This is a genomic window from Pedobacter sp. KBS0701 (assembly GCF_005938645.2).
GTDB lineage: Bacteria > Bacteroidota > Bacteroidia > Sphingobacteriales > Sphingobacteriaceae > Pedobacter.
In genome coordinates this window covers 4,774,786-4,791,723 of sequence record NZ_CP042171.1, presented here as the reverse complement: position 1 = coordinate 4,791,723, position 16,938 = coordinate 4,774,786, and the positions used below count along the sequence as shown (strand labels likewise).

Here is a 16,938-nt window from a genome sequence, read left to right as displayed (position 1 = left end):
TACAAATCATCAGGCATATAGCCAATCCTTTTTCTTGGTCCAATTTTCTTATCAATGAGTTTATCCAGATAGGTAAAAACCAATTCGATGTTTTTATCCTGATTACTCACTTTTTGTTTGATTTCTTCGATTTCAAGTTTAAGCTCACCGCTGTCAATAATGAATTGGTGTTCGGGAGAAAATTCTAACAATCTGAATATTTACCTGAATGGCTTGTTTGCTGTTTAATACACTTGAAAGCATGAGGATGCCATGTTCGGTAAAAACAAAGGGAAGTTTTCTTCTTCCTCCCCAACTTGAAGTCGCAAATTGCGACTTCAAGTTTAACCACTCTTCATCAGTGAGTTGAAACATGAAGTCTTCAGGGAATCGATCTGAATTTCTACCAACTTGCTCATTAAGGCGTTTAGTCTCTACACCGTAAAGCTCTGCCAGATCGCTGTCTAGCATCACTTTTAGACCTCTTAACTCGTAAATTTTATTAACTACAATATTGTCAGGGATGATAGGAAGCACTTATTTAGCTGTCATATCATTTTTGGATTTAAATTGAAGATACAAAAAAATAGATTATTTATATCAATATGCAATATGCTAAAATTCCTTTTATGGAGTTTTAGCATAACTTCTATATTCTTTAACCCAATGCCGCAAGGCAAAAGCAGCAATAATGGTAAAAATGAAATATTCGACCCCCATAAATTTAATTCCTTTTAGAAAATAAAGATAAGTGGCTACAATATCGATAATCAGCCAGATAATCCAGCATTCCACTCTTTTCTGAATCATCAGAAAAGTGGTGATCACACTCATTACAAAAATAAATGAATCAATAAAAGGGTATGCGCTGGGTAAGTTAAATAATAGAGGCAGCCAGTTGTGTAGCTGGCTGGCCAGGGTACCCATCAGTAAAGTACCAATAATGCCAATTGCCAATAAGATCAAAAATTGACTTAGGGGCATAAAACTGATTTTGAGTTCATTATTTTTATCTTCTTCTCCGGGTTTTGGATTTGTCCATCGCCACCAACCCATAATGTTGGTTACAAAAAAGAAAACCATTAAAAACATATCGGGGTAAAGCTGGCTTTGGTAATATAGAAAGGCTGATAAGAATACATTGACGATACCCATGGGCCAGCTCCAAACGCTGGCTTTTGCTGAAAGTATAACGGAAATAATCCCGGTAATTACAGCAAAGAATTCTAAATAGCTCATTTTATAGCCAAGAACTGTGAAAAAAATACTGTGGGCATCGAAAAAATCCATCTTTCTCTTTTAAAAAATCTACAAGATGCTAATGTAAATAATTTATTTGCGGCTCTTGCTTTTCTATTGGCAAACAATCCCAAAATATAGCTGTTATAAGAGTATCTATTGGCTTATCGCCGTATTTATTAACCAGCAAATTTCGTGTATGCAGTATATCGACCAGATTTTCGGTTATCCCATTCCTTTATTTTTCAAGAACCTGATTATTGGTTTAGCAGCAGTTTTGCTCGGTATAATCATCAAATTTATCATCCACAAAACTTTTATCCTGCTTTCGCGTTGGTGGGATTTCATCATTATAAAATCTACAATTAAACATTTAAGAAGGCCGGTTGCGGTTTTTATCCCATTGTTATTGCTTAATTTCTCACTTACATTGATGGAGATGTCGCCCACATTTAGGTTGCCGATTACTAAAGCATTGGAAATTGCTTTAACCATTACTTTCGCATTAATATTGGTGCGTTTAATAAATGTACTGGAGGATTATTTTTACCTTAAATACGATCTGAATAAAGAAAACAACCTTAAAGAGCGGAAAATAAGGACACAGTTGCAGTTTGTAAGGAAATTTATCGTTTCGCTCATCATTTTAATTACAGCAGCCATTATTTTATTGAGTTTTGATAGTATGCGCAAAATTGGAGCGGGTTTGCTTACTGGGGTTGGGATAGGGGGAATTATCATTGGTTTTGCCGCGCAAAAATCGCTTGGGAATTTATTGGCAGGCTTTCAGATTGCCTTTACGCAGCCGATCAGGATTGATGATGTTTTAATTGTAGAAGGTGAATGGGGTAAGGTAGAGGAAATAACCCTAACTTATGTGGTTATCAATATATGGGATCAACGCAGGTTAATTTTGCCGATAACCTATTTTATCGAAAAACCATTTCAAAATTGGACGCGTGTTTCGGCCGATTTGCTTGGAACGGTTTTTTTATATATGGATTATACCATCCCAATTGAACCACTTCGGAAAGAACTTACCAGGCTCTTAAATAATAATCCCCTGTGGGATAAAAGAGTAAATGTTGTACAAGTGACTGACACCAATAAAGATGGTTCGATTGAAATCAGGTTTTTGATGAGTGCTTCAAATTCCTCCAGGGCTTTTGATTTACGTTGCCATGTAAGAGAAGCCATGATCACTTTCATCCAGAATAACTATCCTGATAGTTTACCTAAAACAAGATTAGAACATCGGGATAAATTTGCTGGTTTGTAGTTTTTACAATGTAAAACAAGTAAGTCATTTTTTCTGTGTAAAAGCAGCTGGTTTAAGAACTTCTGAAAACTGATCACCCGGATGTTGCGATTAGGGAATTTGTGCCGTAAAGATAGGCATCTTAAAACCCGCTAAGTTTACGCTATCTGATTTTTAAAATCCGTGATTTGAAAGAATAATCAGGATAATTTTTAGCACAGGCAGTTATCAAAACATTTTAAAACTACCTAAAAGTAGGTAGTTTTATTTACCTGAAATTTAGTGTTTTGATTATAGCAATAGGTTTTGGCATTTTTTTGGCACCTGTAATAAGAAAACAACTAAAAATCTATGAAAAAAAATTCAAAATTATTATCTATTGTGCTTGTTCTGGCGTTATTATTTTCTTGTAAAAAAGATTCGGAAACTACTCCTGCAGCAAATGGTAAAACCGCAAAGTTTACCATCACTGCAAACGGAGTGAACTCGTCTGATGACTACGTTTCGTTCGTGATTGTAGGCGGTGATACTAAAGGCACTAAAACCATCTGGAAGGTAAATGGAGTGACCAGAAATAATGAAGCTGCTATTTCTTTAGGGAAAGACGATTTCACAGGAAGCACCAAAACCTATGTAATTGAGACTGTATTGCCAGTTGATGTAATTACTGCCGGCGTGCAGTGCATTAACTTTAATGCCAGTTATCAGATCAGCTATAAAGCGGAGATAAATGGCAAAGTGATCACTAATGATGATGGTGTTACAGTCGATGTTAATAAAGATTATACTCACCAATTCGACTATTAATCGCTCATTGTTAAATTTCCTCGCTGAAGCGGCACAGGCCAAGTTTTGTGCCGCTCAGTACCGATGATAGTTAATCCTTTTGAACTGTCATTCGGTTAAGTTAATATCCAGTTCTACAGTCGAAATGATAAAAGGCATATTATTATTTAAACATCCCTTTTAGCTTTGCCAATTTTTCCTGTAAATCCCCATCAGCATCCTTTGGCTCGTTACGCGGCTTGAAGTTTTGTTTATTGCTATTCGGTTTGAAGTCCTGTTTAGATTTCTGCTCCTTGGGCTCCCGGCTCCGGACTTCCGGCTTCGGACTAACTTCAGCTTTCATAGATAACGAAATCCTTTTACGGGCTGCATCAACTTCCATAACCGTAACTTCGACTTTTTGATGTACTTTAACTATGTCGTTTGGATTCGCTACAAAACGATTTGCCAGTTGACTGGTATGCACCAAACCATCTTGATGGACACCAATATCTACAAAGGCGCCAAAATTGGTGATGTTGGTTACAATTCCCGGTAACTTCATGCCTACTCTTAAATCGGCAATTTCATTTACACCATCAGTAAAACTAAAAGCCTCAAATTGCTCACGTGGATCGCGGCCTGGTTTAGCCAATTCCTTTAAGATATCATTCAGAGTTGGTAAACCGATTTCATCCGTAACGTATTGTTGTGGCTTAATTTGCTTTTGCAATTGCGTATCTTTCATTAATGCCGAAACTGTTGTGCCTAAATCTTTCGCCATTTGATCTACAACGGCATAACGCTCAGGGTGAACACCACTGGTATCTAAAACATTTTCGGCATTGCGAATACGTAAGAAACCCGCTGCCTGCTCATAAGCTTTATCACCCAGGCGGGGAACTTTTTTCAAACTTGCCCGATTTTTAAAAGCGCCGTTGGTGTTTCTATACTCTACAATATTCTGCGCCAGTGTTGGTCCGAGGCCAGAGACATAAGCTAAAATTTGTTTCGATGCCGTATTTAATTCCACTCCAACAGCATTTACAGCACTGATTACAGTATCATCTAAACTTGCCTGTAATTTATTTTGATCAACATCGTGCTGGTATTGACCAACGCCGATAGATTTTGGGTCAATTTTTACCAATTCGGCCAATGGATCCATTAGACGTCGCCCGATTGAAACTGCTCCACGCACAGTAATATCTTGTGTAGGAAATTCTTCTCTGGCTACTTCCGATGCTGAATAAATCGAAGCGCCACTTTCGTTAACCATTACTATAGTGATGTGCGGTAAATTCAATGCTCGGACAAAAACTTCAGTTTCTCTTCCTGCAGTACCGTTGCCAATGGCTATAGCTTCAACATTATGTTTTTCGCAAAGTTGTTGGATCGTGAATGCAGCGTTTTTCACATTTCCCTGTCCGGTATGCGGATAAATTGCTGTATTCTCTAACAATTGACCTTGTTTATCTAAACAAACGACTTTACAGCCAGTACGGAACCCCGGATCGATAGCCAGTACATTTTTTTGTCCCATTGGAGCTGCCAATAATAATTGACGTGCATTTTCGGCAAAAACCCGGATGGCTTCCTCATCTGCTTTTTGTTTGGTGAAAACCCGAAGCTCGGTTTCCATTGCTGGTTCCAACAAGCGTTTATAACCATCTTCTAAAGCTTGCTGAACCTGCTTTGAAGCCGCATTATTGCCTAAAACAAATTGGTTCTCTAAAATAGCAATGGCATCTTCTGCTGGTGGAAGTGCATCTAATCTTAAAATAAGTTCCTTTTCGCCACGGCGCATGGCCAGAACACGGTGTGATGCAGCTGTTTTAACCGGCTCGCTCCATTCGAAGTAATCTTTATATTTAATACCCTCTTCTTCTTTCCCTTTGATCACTTCTGATTTAAAAACAGCTTTTTCCTGAAAATAAGTGCGCATTTTGGTGCGGGCCTCGGCATTTTCAGAAATCATTTCGGCAATAATATCCCTTGCGCCAGCTAAAGCGTCATCAAGTGAGTTTACTCCCTTCTTGGCATCGATAAATTTACCTGCTTCAGCGTTTAAGTTAAAAGCATTCTGCTCAAATATCTGCAAGGCCAAAGGCTCTAATCCTTTTTCTTTTGCAACAGATGCACGTGTTTTACGCTTAGGTTTAAACGGCAGATAAATGTCCTCTAAAAGTGAAATAGTTTCTGCATCGTTGATCTTTTTTTCCAGTTCTGGCGTTAACTTACCAAGCTCGGTCATTGATTTTAAAATCGCTTCCCGGCGCTTGTCTAAATCGCGTAGTTGCAAAACCCGGTCACGAATAGCGGCTACTTCAACTTCATCTAAACTACCTGTAGCCTCTTTACGGTAACGCGAGATAAACGGTACAGTTGCACCTTCATCTAACAGGTTTACGGTTGCGGTTACTTGTTTTTCTGCAACTTTTAATTCGGCTGCAATTATTTTATGGTGGGTCAACATATCCTAAGGGTAAAAATTAAAGAAGCAAAGCTAATCAGGATTTGCGGGATTTTTAAGATCAATTTTTCCACTGCAAACCGTTGAAAGATTTCAAAATTTACCTAATCAGAAGTTTTTGACTTATTTATTAGACGTAAACACAACTTAAATGATTTACTATTGGCACAATATTTGTATTTTATTGATTGGGCTAACCAAATAAATTAATAATAAACTAATGTCTAATTCATATCCCCGATGTTGGAAATGCAACACGCAGTACCACTATCAAATCCCCAGACCTTGGCTGATCAAAAATGTGCTTTTTTTTCTTCCCATTAGAAAATATTTTTGTCCTCATTGTGTGACCGCTAGATATGCCTGGATAAAGTCGGAAAATGGAAAAAATTATTTAGAGACTGAGCATACCGAAAAGACTGCCGGGAAAAAGAGTAGAAAAAAATAAATTTTATCAGAGGAAAATATTAACAGTAAGATGTTACGCTTTCTTATTTCTTAGCTTTTTCAAAATCCCGCTCCGCTTTAAACTTAGTAATTCTTGTAATCAAATCCAGGGGCAGGGGCTTATCCAAAGGAAACTGAACAGCACCTTTGCTCCATTTATAATCGATAAATTCATTATTAAAAGCTTCGATGCCCGATCCGGTTGGATAAAAGCCAATATGTTTGTCATAACCTGCAAAATACACCAAAACTGCATGCTGTTTAAAAGCAGGCATACCGTAGCTGATCACTTCTTTTGCGGCAGGTACCGCTTTATGGATAGTTTCGCGGACTTTTTGCAATAGTTTTTGTGTTTCAACAGGGAAAGTAGCGATATATTGATCGATGTTCTCGGGTTTTTGTCACCCTATATCAGTCGGTTTCATAAACTGAATTTACAGAAAATTATTAAAAGTTATTCGCTGATCTGGATATCGTATCTGTACAATAAGCCTGCAAGACCGGATTTTGAAAATCTTGCTTTTTTGATCCTGTTGTTATCCGGGTCTATGGAATAATTGTAAGCCGTTCTAAAATCTGCCTTTTCGAGTATTGTTCTATCAAAAGTAGCTTTTAATAAATCGCAATTGTTGAGTACTGCGCTGGTTAAGTCGCATTCAGAGAAATCAACTTCATGTAATTGTGAGTTTTTGAAATTGGTTTTTTTTAATTTTAATTTATAGAACGAGGAATGATCTAATTTGCAGTTGGTAAAACTAAACGCGAGGCCGAAATCGTTACAGTTATCTAACCTTAAACCAAGCATTTTGCAATTCTGGAAATCAGCATCGATCAACGATGTTTTGGTTAAATCCGCCAAACTTAAATTGCAGGAAATGAATTGGCAATCTAAAAATTTTACACCGCTTAAATCTGAACTGGAAAAATCGCAATTGATGAATTTACAGTTTTCGTATTCTGCTTTTGGAAGTGGACGTATAGTAAAATTGGCTTTTTCGAATGTTTGATCGGCTATGTATTCGGGCATGAGAAAAATTTAATGGGTATAGCTAAGATAAAAATATTAGTTTGGAAACCTCGCAGGTTTTTATCTCAAGATTAAATGCCCTTGTCAATGAACCCGATAGTAGCGTAAAACCCGGAGGTGAGGAACGAACCAAGGCTTTGAAGCGAATAGCGGGGCTGATATTGCCGAAGAATTACAGGCTTTGCTTTTCATAAAGATCTAAATTTTATTTAGGATATAAGGGACTCCCCCGCCCGTTGGGCAGCCCTCTGATAGAGGGGAATAAAAAAATCCCCCAAATTGCTTTGGAGGATTTTATATGTTTTGGTCTTTGACATGCTTAGACTGATAATTATTTTTTAACGTACATCACTTCTTTTACCGCTTTAACTACACGTTCAGCATTTGGTAAGCTTGCTGCAATTAAAGTTGGTGAATATGGAAGTGGAACATCTGCACAGGTAATACGTAAAACTGGTGCATCTAAATAATCGAATGCATGTTTCTGTACCATGAAAGCGATCTCGCCAGAAAGAGATGCCAATGGCCAAGCCTCTTCTACCACAACCAAACGGTTTGTTTTCTTAACGGATGTAATAATGGTATCGTAATCGATAGGACGTACAGTACGTAAATCAATAACTTCTACGTTGATCCCCTCTTTTGCTAATTCTTCTACCGCAGGGTTTACAACGCGTGTTAACATTTTACCAAAAGTTACGATGGTTACATCTGTACCTTCTTTAGTTACTTTAGCTTTACCAAGTTCGATATAGTATTCTTCTGCAGGAACATCACCCTTATCGCCGTACATTACTTCCGATTCCATGAAAATAACCGGATCCGGATCTATAATTGATTGTTTTAATAAACCTTTTGCATCATAAGGAGTAGCCGGAACAACAACTTTTAACCCTGGAGTATTTGCAAACCAGTTTTCGAAGTTTTGAGAGTGTTGCGCACCTAATTGGCCTGCGTTACCTGTTGGACCACGGAAAACCATTGGACATGAGAACTGACCGCCACTCATTGATAAGATTTTAGCTGCTCCGTTGATAATCTGATCGATCGCAACTAAAGAGAAGTTAAATGTCATGAACTCCACAATTGGAACAAGGCCAGCTGTTGCGGCACCAGTTGCAATACCTGCAAAACCTAATTCTGCAATCGGGGTATCGATAATTCGTTTTGCACCAAATTCATCAAGCATACCCTGACTTACTTTGTACGCACCGTTATATTCTGCTACTTCTTCACCTAATAAAAAAACGCGGTCATCTTTGCGCATTTCTTCGCTCATGGCTTCGCGTAGTGCTTCTCTAAATTGGATTTCTCTCATTGTAAATTTTTATAACGGGGGCAAATATAATTATTAATCGCTTTGAAACCAAAGGCTAAAATGCCTATGTTTTGTAATAATTATAAGTGTTTTGATCGATTATTTGAAGTTTTTTAAGTTTCATTTGTTGCTAATTCCATTAAAGAAGAAATAATATTGGGCAATTGCGTTTTTGTTAAGCTTTTTATATCAAAGCCTATTCTTTTTTCGAAATATCTTCTCCAAAAGGAATAATATGGTTGTAGTTGATTGAAAAGGAAAGCTGACCCGCTTCAGTTTAATATTTTTAACTTCGTTGATTTAATGATTTGGATTTAACAACCCGTAAATCTCACTATCCAAAAACTGCCCCCTGAAGTAATAATCCTGTTTAAAATGTGCTTCTTTTACAAAGCCATGTTTAAGCAGCATCTGTCTTGAGGCATTGTTTCCTACATTGATGTTTGCACTAATGGTATGCAAATTAACCTCATTAAAGCCAAAATCAATTGATTTTTTTAGTGCTTCAGAGATAATTCCCTTTCTCCAATAATCAGGGTGGAGCATATAACCTATTTCTGCGCGGTGGTTGGCAAAATCGGTTCGCCAATAACCCACAGAGCCAATCATCTGTTTGGGGTTTTCTTTTAAAGCAATTACCCAGGCCAGGTTGTCGCCATTTTCATAACCATTTCTGAAACGGGAAATAAAATCTTTGACTTCAAAAATATCTTTTGGCCTTTCCCTGTCAATATATTTCATTACCGTTTCGTTAGTGCGCATGGCAAAAAGTGCTTCAGCATCGGCCAGATCGTGTTCGCGGAGGATTAAGCGCTCGGTTTCGAGTATGGGAAAATTTGTGAAATTTAAGGTTAGCATTTTTAAAGATAAGCTTTAAGCAAAAAAACGAGAATAAAAAAACAATTATCCCCAGATTTCTCAAGGTATAAGGTAATTCCTAAATCTCTTTTAATCTACTAATCCCTAAATATAGCTATATTTGGGGATTATATTCTCCAAAAACAACTATATTTGGGGAATTGATAGGATTTATGATTAGAAGAGCACTGCAACAAACTTTAGAGAGTAAAGTTGATTTCAAAAAAGCAATAGTTGTACTTGGTCCAAGACAGGTAGGTAAAACTACGCTGATTAATAAAATCGCTGGCTCTTTAACTAGTGATTATCTCTACATCAATGGAGATGACCCTGGCGTAAGACTATTATGGAACAATCCAACACAAGCCTTTATTAATACTTTTATCGGCGAGGTTAAGGTTGTTGTATTTGATGAGGCACAGCGACTTGAAAATATAGGCTTAACTGCAAAGATGATCATTGACGCTAACAAAGATGTTCAGTTCTTTATATCTGGTTCTTCAGCGTTGGAAATTGCAAGTCAGATTAATGAACCTCTTACAGGTCGTAAGTGGGAGTACAGATTATATCCTTTGTCTTGGAGGGAATTGAAGGATCAATATTCCTTTGCCAAAATTCACCCACGTTTAGAGGAATTTTTGATAACTGGCATGTATCCTGACGTAATTAATCATAGCGAAAATGCGATAGAAATATTAAATAATCTTGCTGGAAGTTATCTATATAAGGATATTTTAGAAGCGGGTGGTATTCGTCGACCGGATGCGCTTTTAAAACTTTTGCAGGCCCTTGCCTGGCAGGTGGGAAATGAGGTTTCTTATAATGAGCTTGCCCAAACTGTAGGTATTGACAAGGCAACGGTTAACAATTACATAGATCTGCTTGAAAAATCATTTGTGGTCTTTCGCTTAAATCCTTTGGCCCGAAATTTAAGAAATGAGATTAGCTCTTCCCGGAAAATCTATTTTTATGATAATGGGATCAGAAACAGCATCATTAATAATTTTTCGCCGATTGCTCAACGTAATGATATCGGTGCCTTGTGGGAAAACTTTATTATAAGTGAACGGAAAAAAAACCTGGCCTATAGTGGCTTTTATGGTAATACTTATTTTTGGCGAACCGTAAGTAAAACAGAAATAGATTATATTGAGGAACAGGATAACAAAATAACAGTTTTTGAGCTAAAATGGAATCCTAAAGTAAAAGTAAAGTTTCCTAATGCTTTTATGGAAAAATATGTTCCTGAGGCAGCACATGTTATCAATAGGGATAATTACTGGGAATTTTTATAAACCAGCATGCCATTTAAAAATATACCCTTATTTAAATAGACTACTTACGTTCCTGCCAGTAAGATGTTGAAAAAAGTTCTATTTAGACATTTTTTTGCTTTTAATTATTTCCCAAATAAAGTTTTATAAATAGAATATTTGTAATTATCCTCAACAGCACTGGCTACGAAATAAGGTGCTTCGAAAAGTTCGGTCAGTTTTTTTCTTAGTTCGGCAAGAAATTCGGGTTTAATTTCTTCCAGATAGGCGCCGGACAGATTTTGCCTGCCCGATTTAAACCAAACGCCATCTGCGCTCATTGTTTTTACTACATATAAATTAGGTTCGACGAAGCTTTTGCCAGAGAACTGTTCATAAGCGTATGTGTACAATAGGGTTTGAACCAAGGCTTTGTTAATATGCTTTCCGTCTGAGTTGAAAAGTTCAGGTACATCCTTAAAGGTTAACTTATCACTTCCGGTTTTGTAATCAATAATTTTAGTTACCCCATCCTTTACATCAACACGATCAATAAAACCAAATATCTTTACGCTGGCTTCTTTTCCTTTAAGCGGGAAACTTATTTCGGCCTCTACTTTTTGCTCCAGACTAATGATGTTGAATGGCGTTTGAGCTTCATCCTGGTTTAAAATGATGTTTACATAAGCATCTACAATTGATAAAATTACCTTTTGCATGCCCTTATATTCCATCACCGTATCTGGATTTTTAAACATCACGGCATTAAAGGCTTTTTGTATAAAAGCAGGAATTTGTTTCCTTTTCTCTTTAATCCGCTCTGCTGTAATTTCAGCAGACCTTAAATCCTCATAAAAATACTCCATCACTTTGTGTAGAATTGAACCAATTTCGTTGGCTTCTACCACTGCACTGATCTCTTTAGGCTCTTTAATACCTGCAATGTAATTGAAAAAGAAATCTATCGGGTTGGAAATGTATTGGGTAAGTGCCGATGGCGAAAGCACTTTCTTTTTATCGAGGTATTTTTGAAGTGTTTCCTGGATAAGGGCATTATTGGTCTTTTCGATCTTTACTTCTTTAAAAGGTTCAGTTTTTACCTCGAGATTAAGTTCGTTATATTCAAAATCGAAACCGCTTTCGTACTCAAGTTGTTTTAAGATCCTGCTGGCTTCGCCCGAAGTAGATTCGTCAGTTAAGCTATTATAGACAAAATTGATATTCTTAGCTTTCTGTAATAGACGGTATACCATGTAAGAGGAAATGGCATCCAGATTTTCGAGAACTGGGAGGCCATAAACGCGACGTATAGAGTCTGGAATGAAACTATTGCCAATGGATGATTTTGGAATAATGCCTTCGTTAAAACCTAAAATGACCACTTTATCGAAGTTCAAGTTCCTGGTTTCAAGCAACCCCATTACTTGTATCCCATTCAGCGGATCTCCTGAAAGCGGTACTGCAATGGCCTGTAGCGATTTTTGAACGAGGTAAATTACAAAAGGGATTTCTTCTTTACCAATATGGTTGCTAAAGGTATCATGCAAACGGTTTAACTCCTGTATGGTTTTTACAAAAAGTTCTGCATCGATTTTTTTAAGCGTTTTTGCGTTGGATAAACGGGTTAACACATAATCCAGCACATCCAGTAAATTGGTGACCACATGCTGCGGATCATCGATTTTTTTATAAAAAGTTTCAAACAATCCACTTTGGCGTAACAGACGTTTATGGTCGATCTCTACCTGGTTTTCTTCCAACAAAGCGGTTAAAATTTTATCCCGCATTTTTTGGGTAAGGCCTGTTAAAGGATGGGTTAAAAAAGCCTCTACATTTTTGTAGCTTACTTTATCCCGCTGTAAAATCTCCAACTGGCTCCCCAGCCATAAATCAACCAGGCCAAAAATACTCGAGGTTGATAAAGCGAAACCCATAGTTACGTTGAGGTCGATTTCTTTTCCATTCAGGTGAGTTGGAATCGTTTGCAGCGTAGGGATCAACAGGCTTTCATCAGCCAAAACCACTACTGTTTTTCCAACAGTTTCGGCTGCTGTATAATCATCTGCTAAAATGTTGTTCAGGATTTTGGCCTGTGCCGATTGCCCCTGGACCTTAAAAACATTTACATTGTGCGAGGCTGATTTCATTAAACTTTCCTGCCCTGCAAATTCATTTTTCAATCCAAGCTGGTTGATGTTTTTACGCAAAAACAAACCTGCTTCCTGCGAAACGTCATCTAAATAATAGGTGTCGGCATCAAAATAGAACAATGCTTTTCCTGCCTCCTGTAGTTGGGTGAATATTTTAGCCTCGGCACTACTCAAAGCATTAAAACCTACGAAAATAATCTTCCCTTTATCAAAATTGGAAATAAACTCCTGGTGATTAGTAATATCATCCGCCAGGTAACGGTAAACCGAACCATTAGTTAAATAACCTTGCTCTTTAAGCGTAACGTGATATTTATGGTAAAGCTTGGGCATCCTGCGCCACATCTTGATGAACAGTTCCTGCTGTTTTTTATGTTTTCCTTCTGAATAGGAAGTCCAGAACTGTGCAAGAAACTCATATTGCTCCGGGCTTAAATAATCAAAATCTTTATTAATGACCGATATATCTTCCAAGTCGCGGTATAGTTTTTCAGCATGTACCAGATCGGCATCAATCTGGTTGAAATCACTTAAGATGATCTTTGCTAAAGGGAAAAACTTGTGACTTGATATATTTTCCAGCTTCTCTTCTGCGAGCAGTTGGTTATAAATTCTATGAAGGGTGAAAAACTGCAGGTAAAAATCGGCTATTTTATAACTGGTAGAACTTGCAAAGAATTCCTGTATGGTAAAAAATGAAGGACTGAAAAATGGTTTCCCAATAATATCGGCAAAGTGTTTCTGCAAATATGCAGATGGACGTTTGTTATTAAAAACGATGGCACAGTTTTCCAGCTGATTTCCAAACCGGGCAACTAAATCTTCAGCAACTTCCTGTAAAAATGGTTTTATCTGCATATTATACTAATTTCAATTTCCCTTTAACTGCGTAAAAAAGATAGGTTTTGATATTTTGATAACCCATTTCAGTAAGTAAGATTTTGTAATTATTTACCTGTTCGATGTGTTTATCGCTTTCTTCCAACGTAAATTTATAATCGAGGATAATTACTTCATAGGTGTTGATCAATACCCGATCAGGACGGTGCAGTTTCCCATTGGCATCAATGATGTTTTTTTCTACAATACTTTCACTTGCTTTGTCTAAAATTTCTTTGAGCTCTGGGTTGTTCAACACTTCAAGTGCTGAATTAATTAATTGCTGTTTTTCTTCTTCTTTGATAATGCCCTGCAAAACCAGGTTTATCGCATAATCTTCTACTTCTTTTGTATTACTTGCACTGGCCAGGATATCGTGTAGTAAGGAACCTTTTCTCCCTGATTTTTCAATATTGACCAGGTGTTTTAGATGTTTTTCCGCTGAAGGAACATAGAGTTCCGACAAACGGGTTGTGGTTGGATAACTATTTAAATTAATAAAATTCGATTCTTCAGATTTACTTTCGACAATTACAGGTTCTATAATTTCGTACACACCGTTTTCATCAAACTGCTCATCAAAAGTGAAATTAATTACATCACCCATGTTAGATAGTTTCAATTCCTTTTTAGTCATTGTAGCAATGTAGAGGTAATCTTTGGATCGTGTGGTTGCCACATAAAGCATGTTGAGCGCATCCATATTGTTATAAAGAAGCTCTTCGTAATAGGCCTTAGCAATTGCCGAATCGGCCAATGCTTCATTATATTTTAAAGGAATGCCTTTCAATTCTTTATACACCGTTTCTTCCGATGAAACCCAGAAAGTGGCATTGGGTTTGCCTTTGATCTCCCAATTACAAAAGGGAACAAAAACAGCCCTAAAAGCTAAACCTTTCGATTTGTGAATAGTAATAATCTGTATCGCATCAGCACCTTCAGGCGATGGCAATGATTTTTTAACGCCGTCTTCTTCCCACCAGGTTAGAAACGAAATTATACCTTTTTCGCCCAATTTTCCGGCAGAAGCTGTGAGGTCTCTAAATGCTAACAGATAGGGTAGGTTGGCCGTTAGGTTTTTTAAGCCATAACTTTCAATCAAAATTTCAACCAGTTCAGGTAAGGGAAGCTGTAACCAACTTTGCCAGTTTTCGCATAAAGCAACGGGCAAAACTGCTGTAAGTGTATGGAGTGGTCTATTGGTGAGGTTAAGGTAATAATTGGCATCAATATCTTTTTCGTGCAAAGAATGATAAAGTGCTATACAATTGGCTTTGTAAAGAGCCGTTTGAGTTTCTAAACCAATCAGTACTTTTAAGGTGTTAACGATGAGTTGTATGGCCGAGTTATTCGAAATCAGTAAGGCATCGCCCGATAAAACAGGCAATTTGTGCTCCATTAATTTTTTAACAGTTAATAAAGCTTCGCTGTTTGAACGTACCAAAATGGCAATGTCTTTTAATGCATATAGCTGCTCATTTTTGAGGTGGTTTATTTCTTCAACAATATCATCCAGAGCAATATCCCTAAAAACAGTTTCAGTAAAGCGTGCTTCATTTGGGGCATGATCTTTACCAAACTTTTTGATTTTTATAGTTCCACCTTTTAGCGTATTAGTAGCGAAATTTTGGGTTGATCCGCTATAAATATCGGTAATAATCTGCTGATAATGCTGCTCTTGCCACCATTCGGAAATACTTTCGGGTTTGGTAGCCAGATTTTCATTCAACTCATTCTGTAAGGTAAGCGGAATGGCTTTGTAGAGGAAATTATTAAAAGTGATGATGTTTTCCGCGCTCCGGTAGTTCTCTTCTAAACTTTCTTCCAATACATTTTCAGCACCAACATCTAACTTGGCATGTTTATGCAGGATGTTCCAGTCGCCATTACGCCAGCGGTAAATGGATTGTTTAGTATCGCCAACAATCAGGTGATCGATCAGATCCTGACTTGGCGTGGCCATGGCATTTGTCAACAATGATTTGAAACTTCCCCACTGACTGGTAGAAGTATCCTGAAATTCATCAAACAAAAAATTGCGGTAACGGTTGCCGACTTTTTCCCAGATGAAAGAAGGATTATCACCTGCATCTTCAGTAATTCCCGAAATCAGTTTTTGGGCATCGCTGATTAGCAGGTTATCATTTTCTGCCCTGTATTCTTTCAACAACACTGCAATTTCCTGCATCAACCTTAAATAATAGAGATTTTTATTAAAGGCAATGGCCAGACTATAATTCGGTAAATGCGTTAAATAATACGTTTTTAACTTTTGAAGAATTGGATTTACCGTATCATAGGCTTCAGGGAAGTTTGCATTCTTCTGAAACCACTCATCTGGCTCATCGATTAAATTGAAAAGCGGTTCAATCTTCGAAAAATCGCCCCTGGCGACCAAGATAATTTTAGCCAGCGGACTTCTTGATTTCCCTTTCAGGTGTTCCGTTTCTACGCCAATCACATTTAAAGCTTCGTTGGCTTCGGTTGCCAGCGAAACCAGTTCCTCCTCAAATTTTTTAATTTCTGCCTTGGTAACACTAATATATTTTTTAAATAATTCGTCGATGTTTTCTAAACCTATAGCATTAACCGCATCTTCAAAAATCTGGAAACGTTCAGAAAATATTTCCCCGATCAGGTTATAGAGTTCGAACTTATAATTCCAGCTTTTATTGTCGCTGATGCGTTCGATGGCCAAATCGATAATCCATTGCAAAAGCTGTTTGTTATGATCTAAAGCTTCATCCAGTTTATTTACGAGATCATCTTTCACCTTATCATAATTCATTTCTAAATTATAATCGGCATTAAGGCCCAGTTCGAATGCAAAGCCACGGATTACTTTTTGCACGAAACCATCAATGGTGCTCACCGAAAAACGGCTGTAGTCGTGCAAAATTTTGCGGTAAATTTTATCTGCTTTGAACTGCAGTTCCTGCGGGCTTAATATCGGATAGGCGATTAAAATGAGTTTCCGATAATCATCGATTTTTTTTGATGGATTGCCTTTTGCCAACCCTAACAATACCTCCAGAATCCGGTTTTTCATTTCTTCAGTGGCCTTATTGGTAAAGGTTACAGCTAAAATTTCGCGGTATTTATTGTCGCCACTAAATAGCAAAGTGAGGTAATGTGCAGTTAAACTGAACGTTTTACCTGAACCTGCGGAGGCTTGAAGAATTTTGAGGGGTTGGGACATATCGTTTTATTAATTCCCCCTCCTTTGGAGGGGTGCCAGTAGGGCGGGGTGGCTTTAGTTTATAATATTGAATTGTTTTATCAAAACTTTTAG

At 37.4% G+C, this 16,938-nt stretch carries 12 protein-coding genes; 3 read left to right on the top strand and 9 right to left on the bottom strand.

All coding sequences use genetic code 11. The features are described from left to right. Nucleotides 1-153: 153 nt before the first annotated feature. Both FFJ24_RS19325 and pnuC read right to left on the bottom strand, forming a co-directional pair. Nucleotides 154-516, bottom strand: a complete 363-nt coding sequence (locus FFJ24_RS19325) for an ORF6N domain-containing protein (protein ID WP_246862659.1) — start codon at nt 514-516, stop codon at nt 154-156. 90 nt (nt 517-606) lie between these two features. Next, nucleotides 607-1,218, bottom strand: a complete 612-nt coding sequence (gene pnuC, locus FFJ24_RS19320; protein ID WP_246862658.1) for a nicotinamide riboside transporter PnuC — start codon at nt 1,216-1,218, stop codon at nt 607-609. 199 nt (nt 1,219-1,417) lie between these two features. Here pnuC and FFJ24_RS19315 point away from each other — a divergent pair, with 199 nt between their 5' ends. Together FFJ24_RS19315 and FFJ24_RS19310 are read left to right on the top strand one after the other, a co-directional pair. Then, nucleotides 1,418-2,497: a mechanosensitive ion channel family protein gene (locus FFJ24_RS19315; RefSeq protein ID WP_138818810.1), complete on the top strand. Its 1,080-nt coding sequence runs from the start codon at nt 1,418-1,420 to the stop codon at nt 2,495-2,497. A 330-nt stretch (nt 2,498-2,827) separates the two neighbouring features. Continuing rightward, nucleotides 2,828-3,283, top strand: a complete 456-nt coding sequence (locus FFJ24_RS19310) for a hypothetical protein (RefSeq protein WP_138818809.1) — start codon at nt 2,828-2,830, stop codon at nt 3,281-3,283. Nucleotides 3,284-3,425: 142 nt separating this feature from the next. Here FFJ24_RS19310 and FFJ24_RS19305 read toward each other — a convergent pair whose 3' ends face one another. From FFJ24_RS19305 to FFJ24_RS19285, 5 genes are all read right to left on the bottom strand, one after another. Continuing rightward, the gene (locus FFJ24_RS19305) at nt 3,426-5,717 is read right to left on the bottom strand and encodes a Tex family protein (RefSeq protein ID WP_138818808.1); all 2,292 of its coding nucleotides are present in this window, start codon (nt 5,715-5,717) and stop codon (nt 3,426-3,428) included. Between the two features lie 488 nt (nt 5,718-6,205). Then, nucleotides 6,206-6,502 carry an iron chaperone gene (locus tag FFJ24_RS19300; protein ID WP_246862657.1) on the bottom strand — a complete coding sequence of 99 codons (297 nt, stop codon included), beginning with the start codon at nt 6,500-6,502 and terminating at the stop codon, nt 6,206-6,208. Between the two features lie 113 nt (nt 6,503-6,615). Next, the gene (locus FFJ24_RS19295) at nt 6,616-7,188 is read right to left on the bottom strand and encodes a pentapeptide repeat-containing protein (RefSeq protein WP_138818806.1); all 573 of its coding nucleotides are present in this window, start codon (nt 7,186-7,188) and stop codon (nt 6,616-6,618) included. A 331-nt stretch (nt 7,189-7,519) separates the two neighbouring features. Then, the gene (locus FFJ24_RS19290) at nt 7,520-8,506 is read right to left on the bottom strand and encodes a pyruvate dehydrogenase complex E1 component subunit beta (protein WP_138818805.1); all 987 of its coding nucleotides are present in this window, start codon (nt 8,504-8,506) and stop codon (nt 7,520-7,522) included. 300 nt (nt 8,507-8,806) lie between these two features. Next, nucleotides 8,807-9,364: a GNAT family N-acetyltransferase gene (locus FFJ24_RS19285; RefSeq protein WP_138818804.1), complete on the bottom strand. Its 558-nt coding sequence runs from the start codon at nt 9,362-9,364 to the stop codon at nt 8,807-8,809. Nucleotides 9,365-9,537: 173 nt separating this feature from the next. Between FFJ24_RS19285 and FFJ24_RS19280 the strand changes: the two genes are divergently transcribed. Then, on the top strand, nt 9,538-10,659 hold the full coding sequence (locus FFJ24_RS19280) for an ATP-binding protein (RefSeq protein ID WP_138818803.1): 1,122 nt from the start codon (nt 9,538-9,540) through the stop codon (nt 10,657-10,659). Nucleotides 10,660-10,763: 104 nt separating this feature from the next. Here FFJ24_RS19280 and FFJ24_RS19275 read toward each other — a convergent pair whose 3' ends face one another. Beyond that, nucleotides 10,764-13,625: a PD-(D/E)XK nuclease family protein gene (locus FFJ24_RS19275; protein WP_210419397.1), complete on the bottom strand. Its 2,862-nt coding sequence runs from the start codon at nt 13,623-13,625 to the stop codon at nt 10,764-10,766. Nucleotide 13,626: 1 nt separating this feature from the next. After that, nucleotides 13,627-16,845, bottom strand: a complete 3,219-nt coding sequence (locus FFJ24_RS19270) for an exodeoxyribonuclease V subunit beta (protein WP_138818802.1) — start codon at nt 16,843-16,845, stop codon at nt 13,627-13,629. Nucleotides 16,846-16,938 lie beyond the last annotated feature (93 nt).

Coding starts and splice junctions, on each gene's coding strand:
- pnuC (WP_246862658.1), bottom strand. CDS start 1,218: ATGAGCTATTTAGAATTCTTTGCTGTAATTACCGGGATTATTTCCGTT.
- FFJ24_RS19315 (WP_138818810.1), top strand. CDS start 1,418: ATGCAGTATATCGACCAGATTTTCGGTTATCCCATTCCTTTATTTTTC.
- FFJ24_RS19310 (WP_138818809.1), top strand. CDS start 2,828: ATGAAAAAAAATTCAAAATTATTATCTATTGTGCTTGTTCTGGCGTTA.
- FFJ24_RS19305 (WP_138818808.1), bottom strand. CDS start 5,717: ATGTTGACCCACCATAAAATAATTGCAGCCGAATTAAAAGTTGCAGAA.
- FFJ24_RS19295 (WP_138818806.1), bottom strand. CDS start 7,188: ATGCCCGAATACATAGCCGATCAAACATTCGAAAAAGCCAATTTTACT.
- FFJ24_RS19290 (WP_138818805.1), bottom strand. CDS start 8,506: ATGAGAGAAATCCAATTTAGAGAAGCACTACGCGAAGCCATGAGCGAA.
- FFJ24_RS19285 (WP_138818804.1), bottom strand. CDS start 9,364: ATGCTAACCTTAAATTTCACAAATTTTCCCATACTCGAAACCGAGCGC.
- FFJ24_RS19280 (WP_138818803.1), top strand. CDS start 9,538: ATGATTAGAAGAGCACTGCAACAAACTTTAGAGAGTAAAGTTGATTTC.
- FFJ24_RS19275 (WP_210419397.1), bottom strand. CDS start 13,625: ATGCAGATAAAACCATTTTTACAGGAAGTTGCTGAAGATTTAGTTGCC.
- FFJ24_RS19270 (WP_138818802.1), bottom strand. CDS start 16,845: ATGTCCCAACCCCTCAAAATTCTTCAAGCCTCCGCAGGTTCAGGTAAA.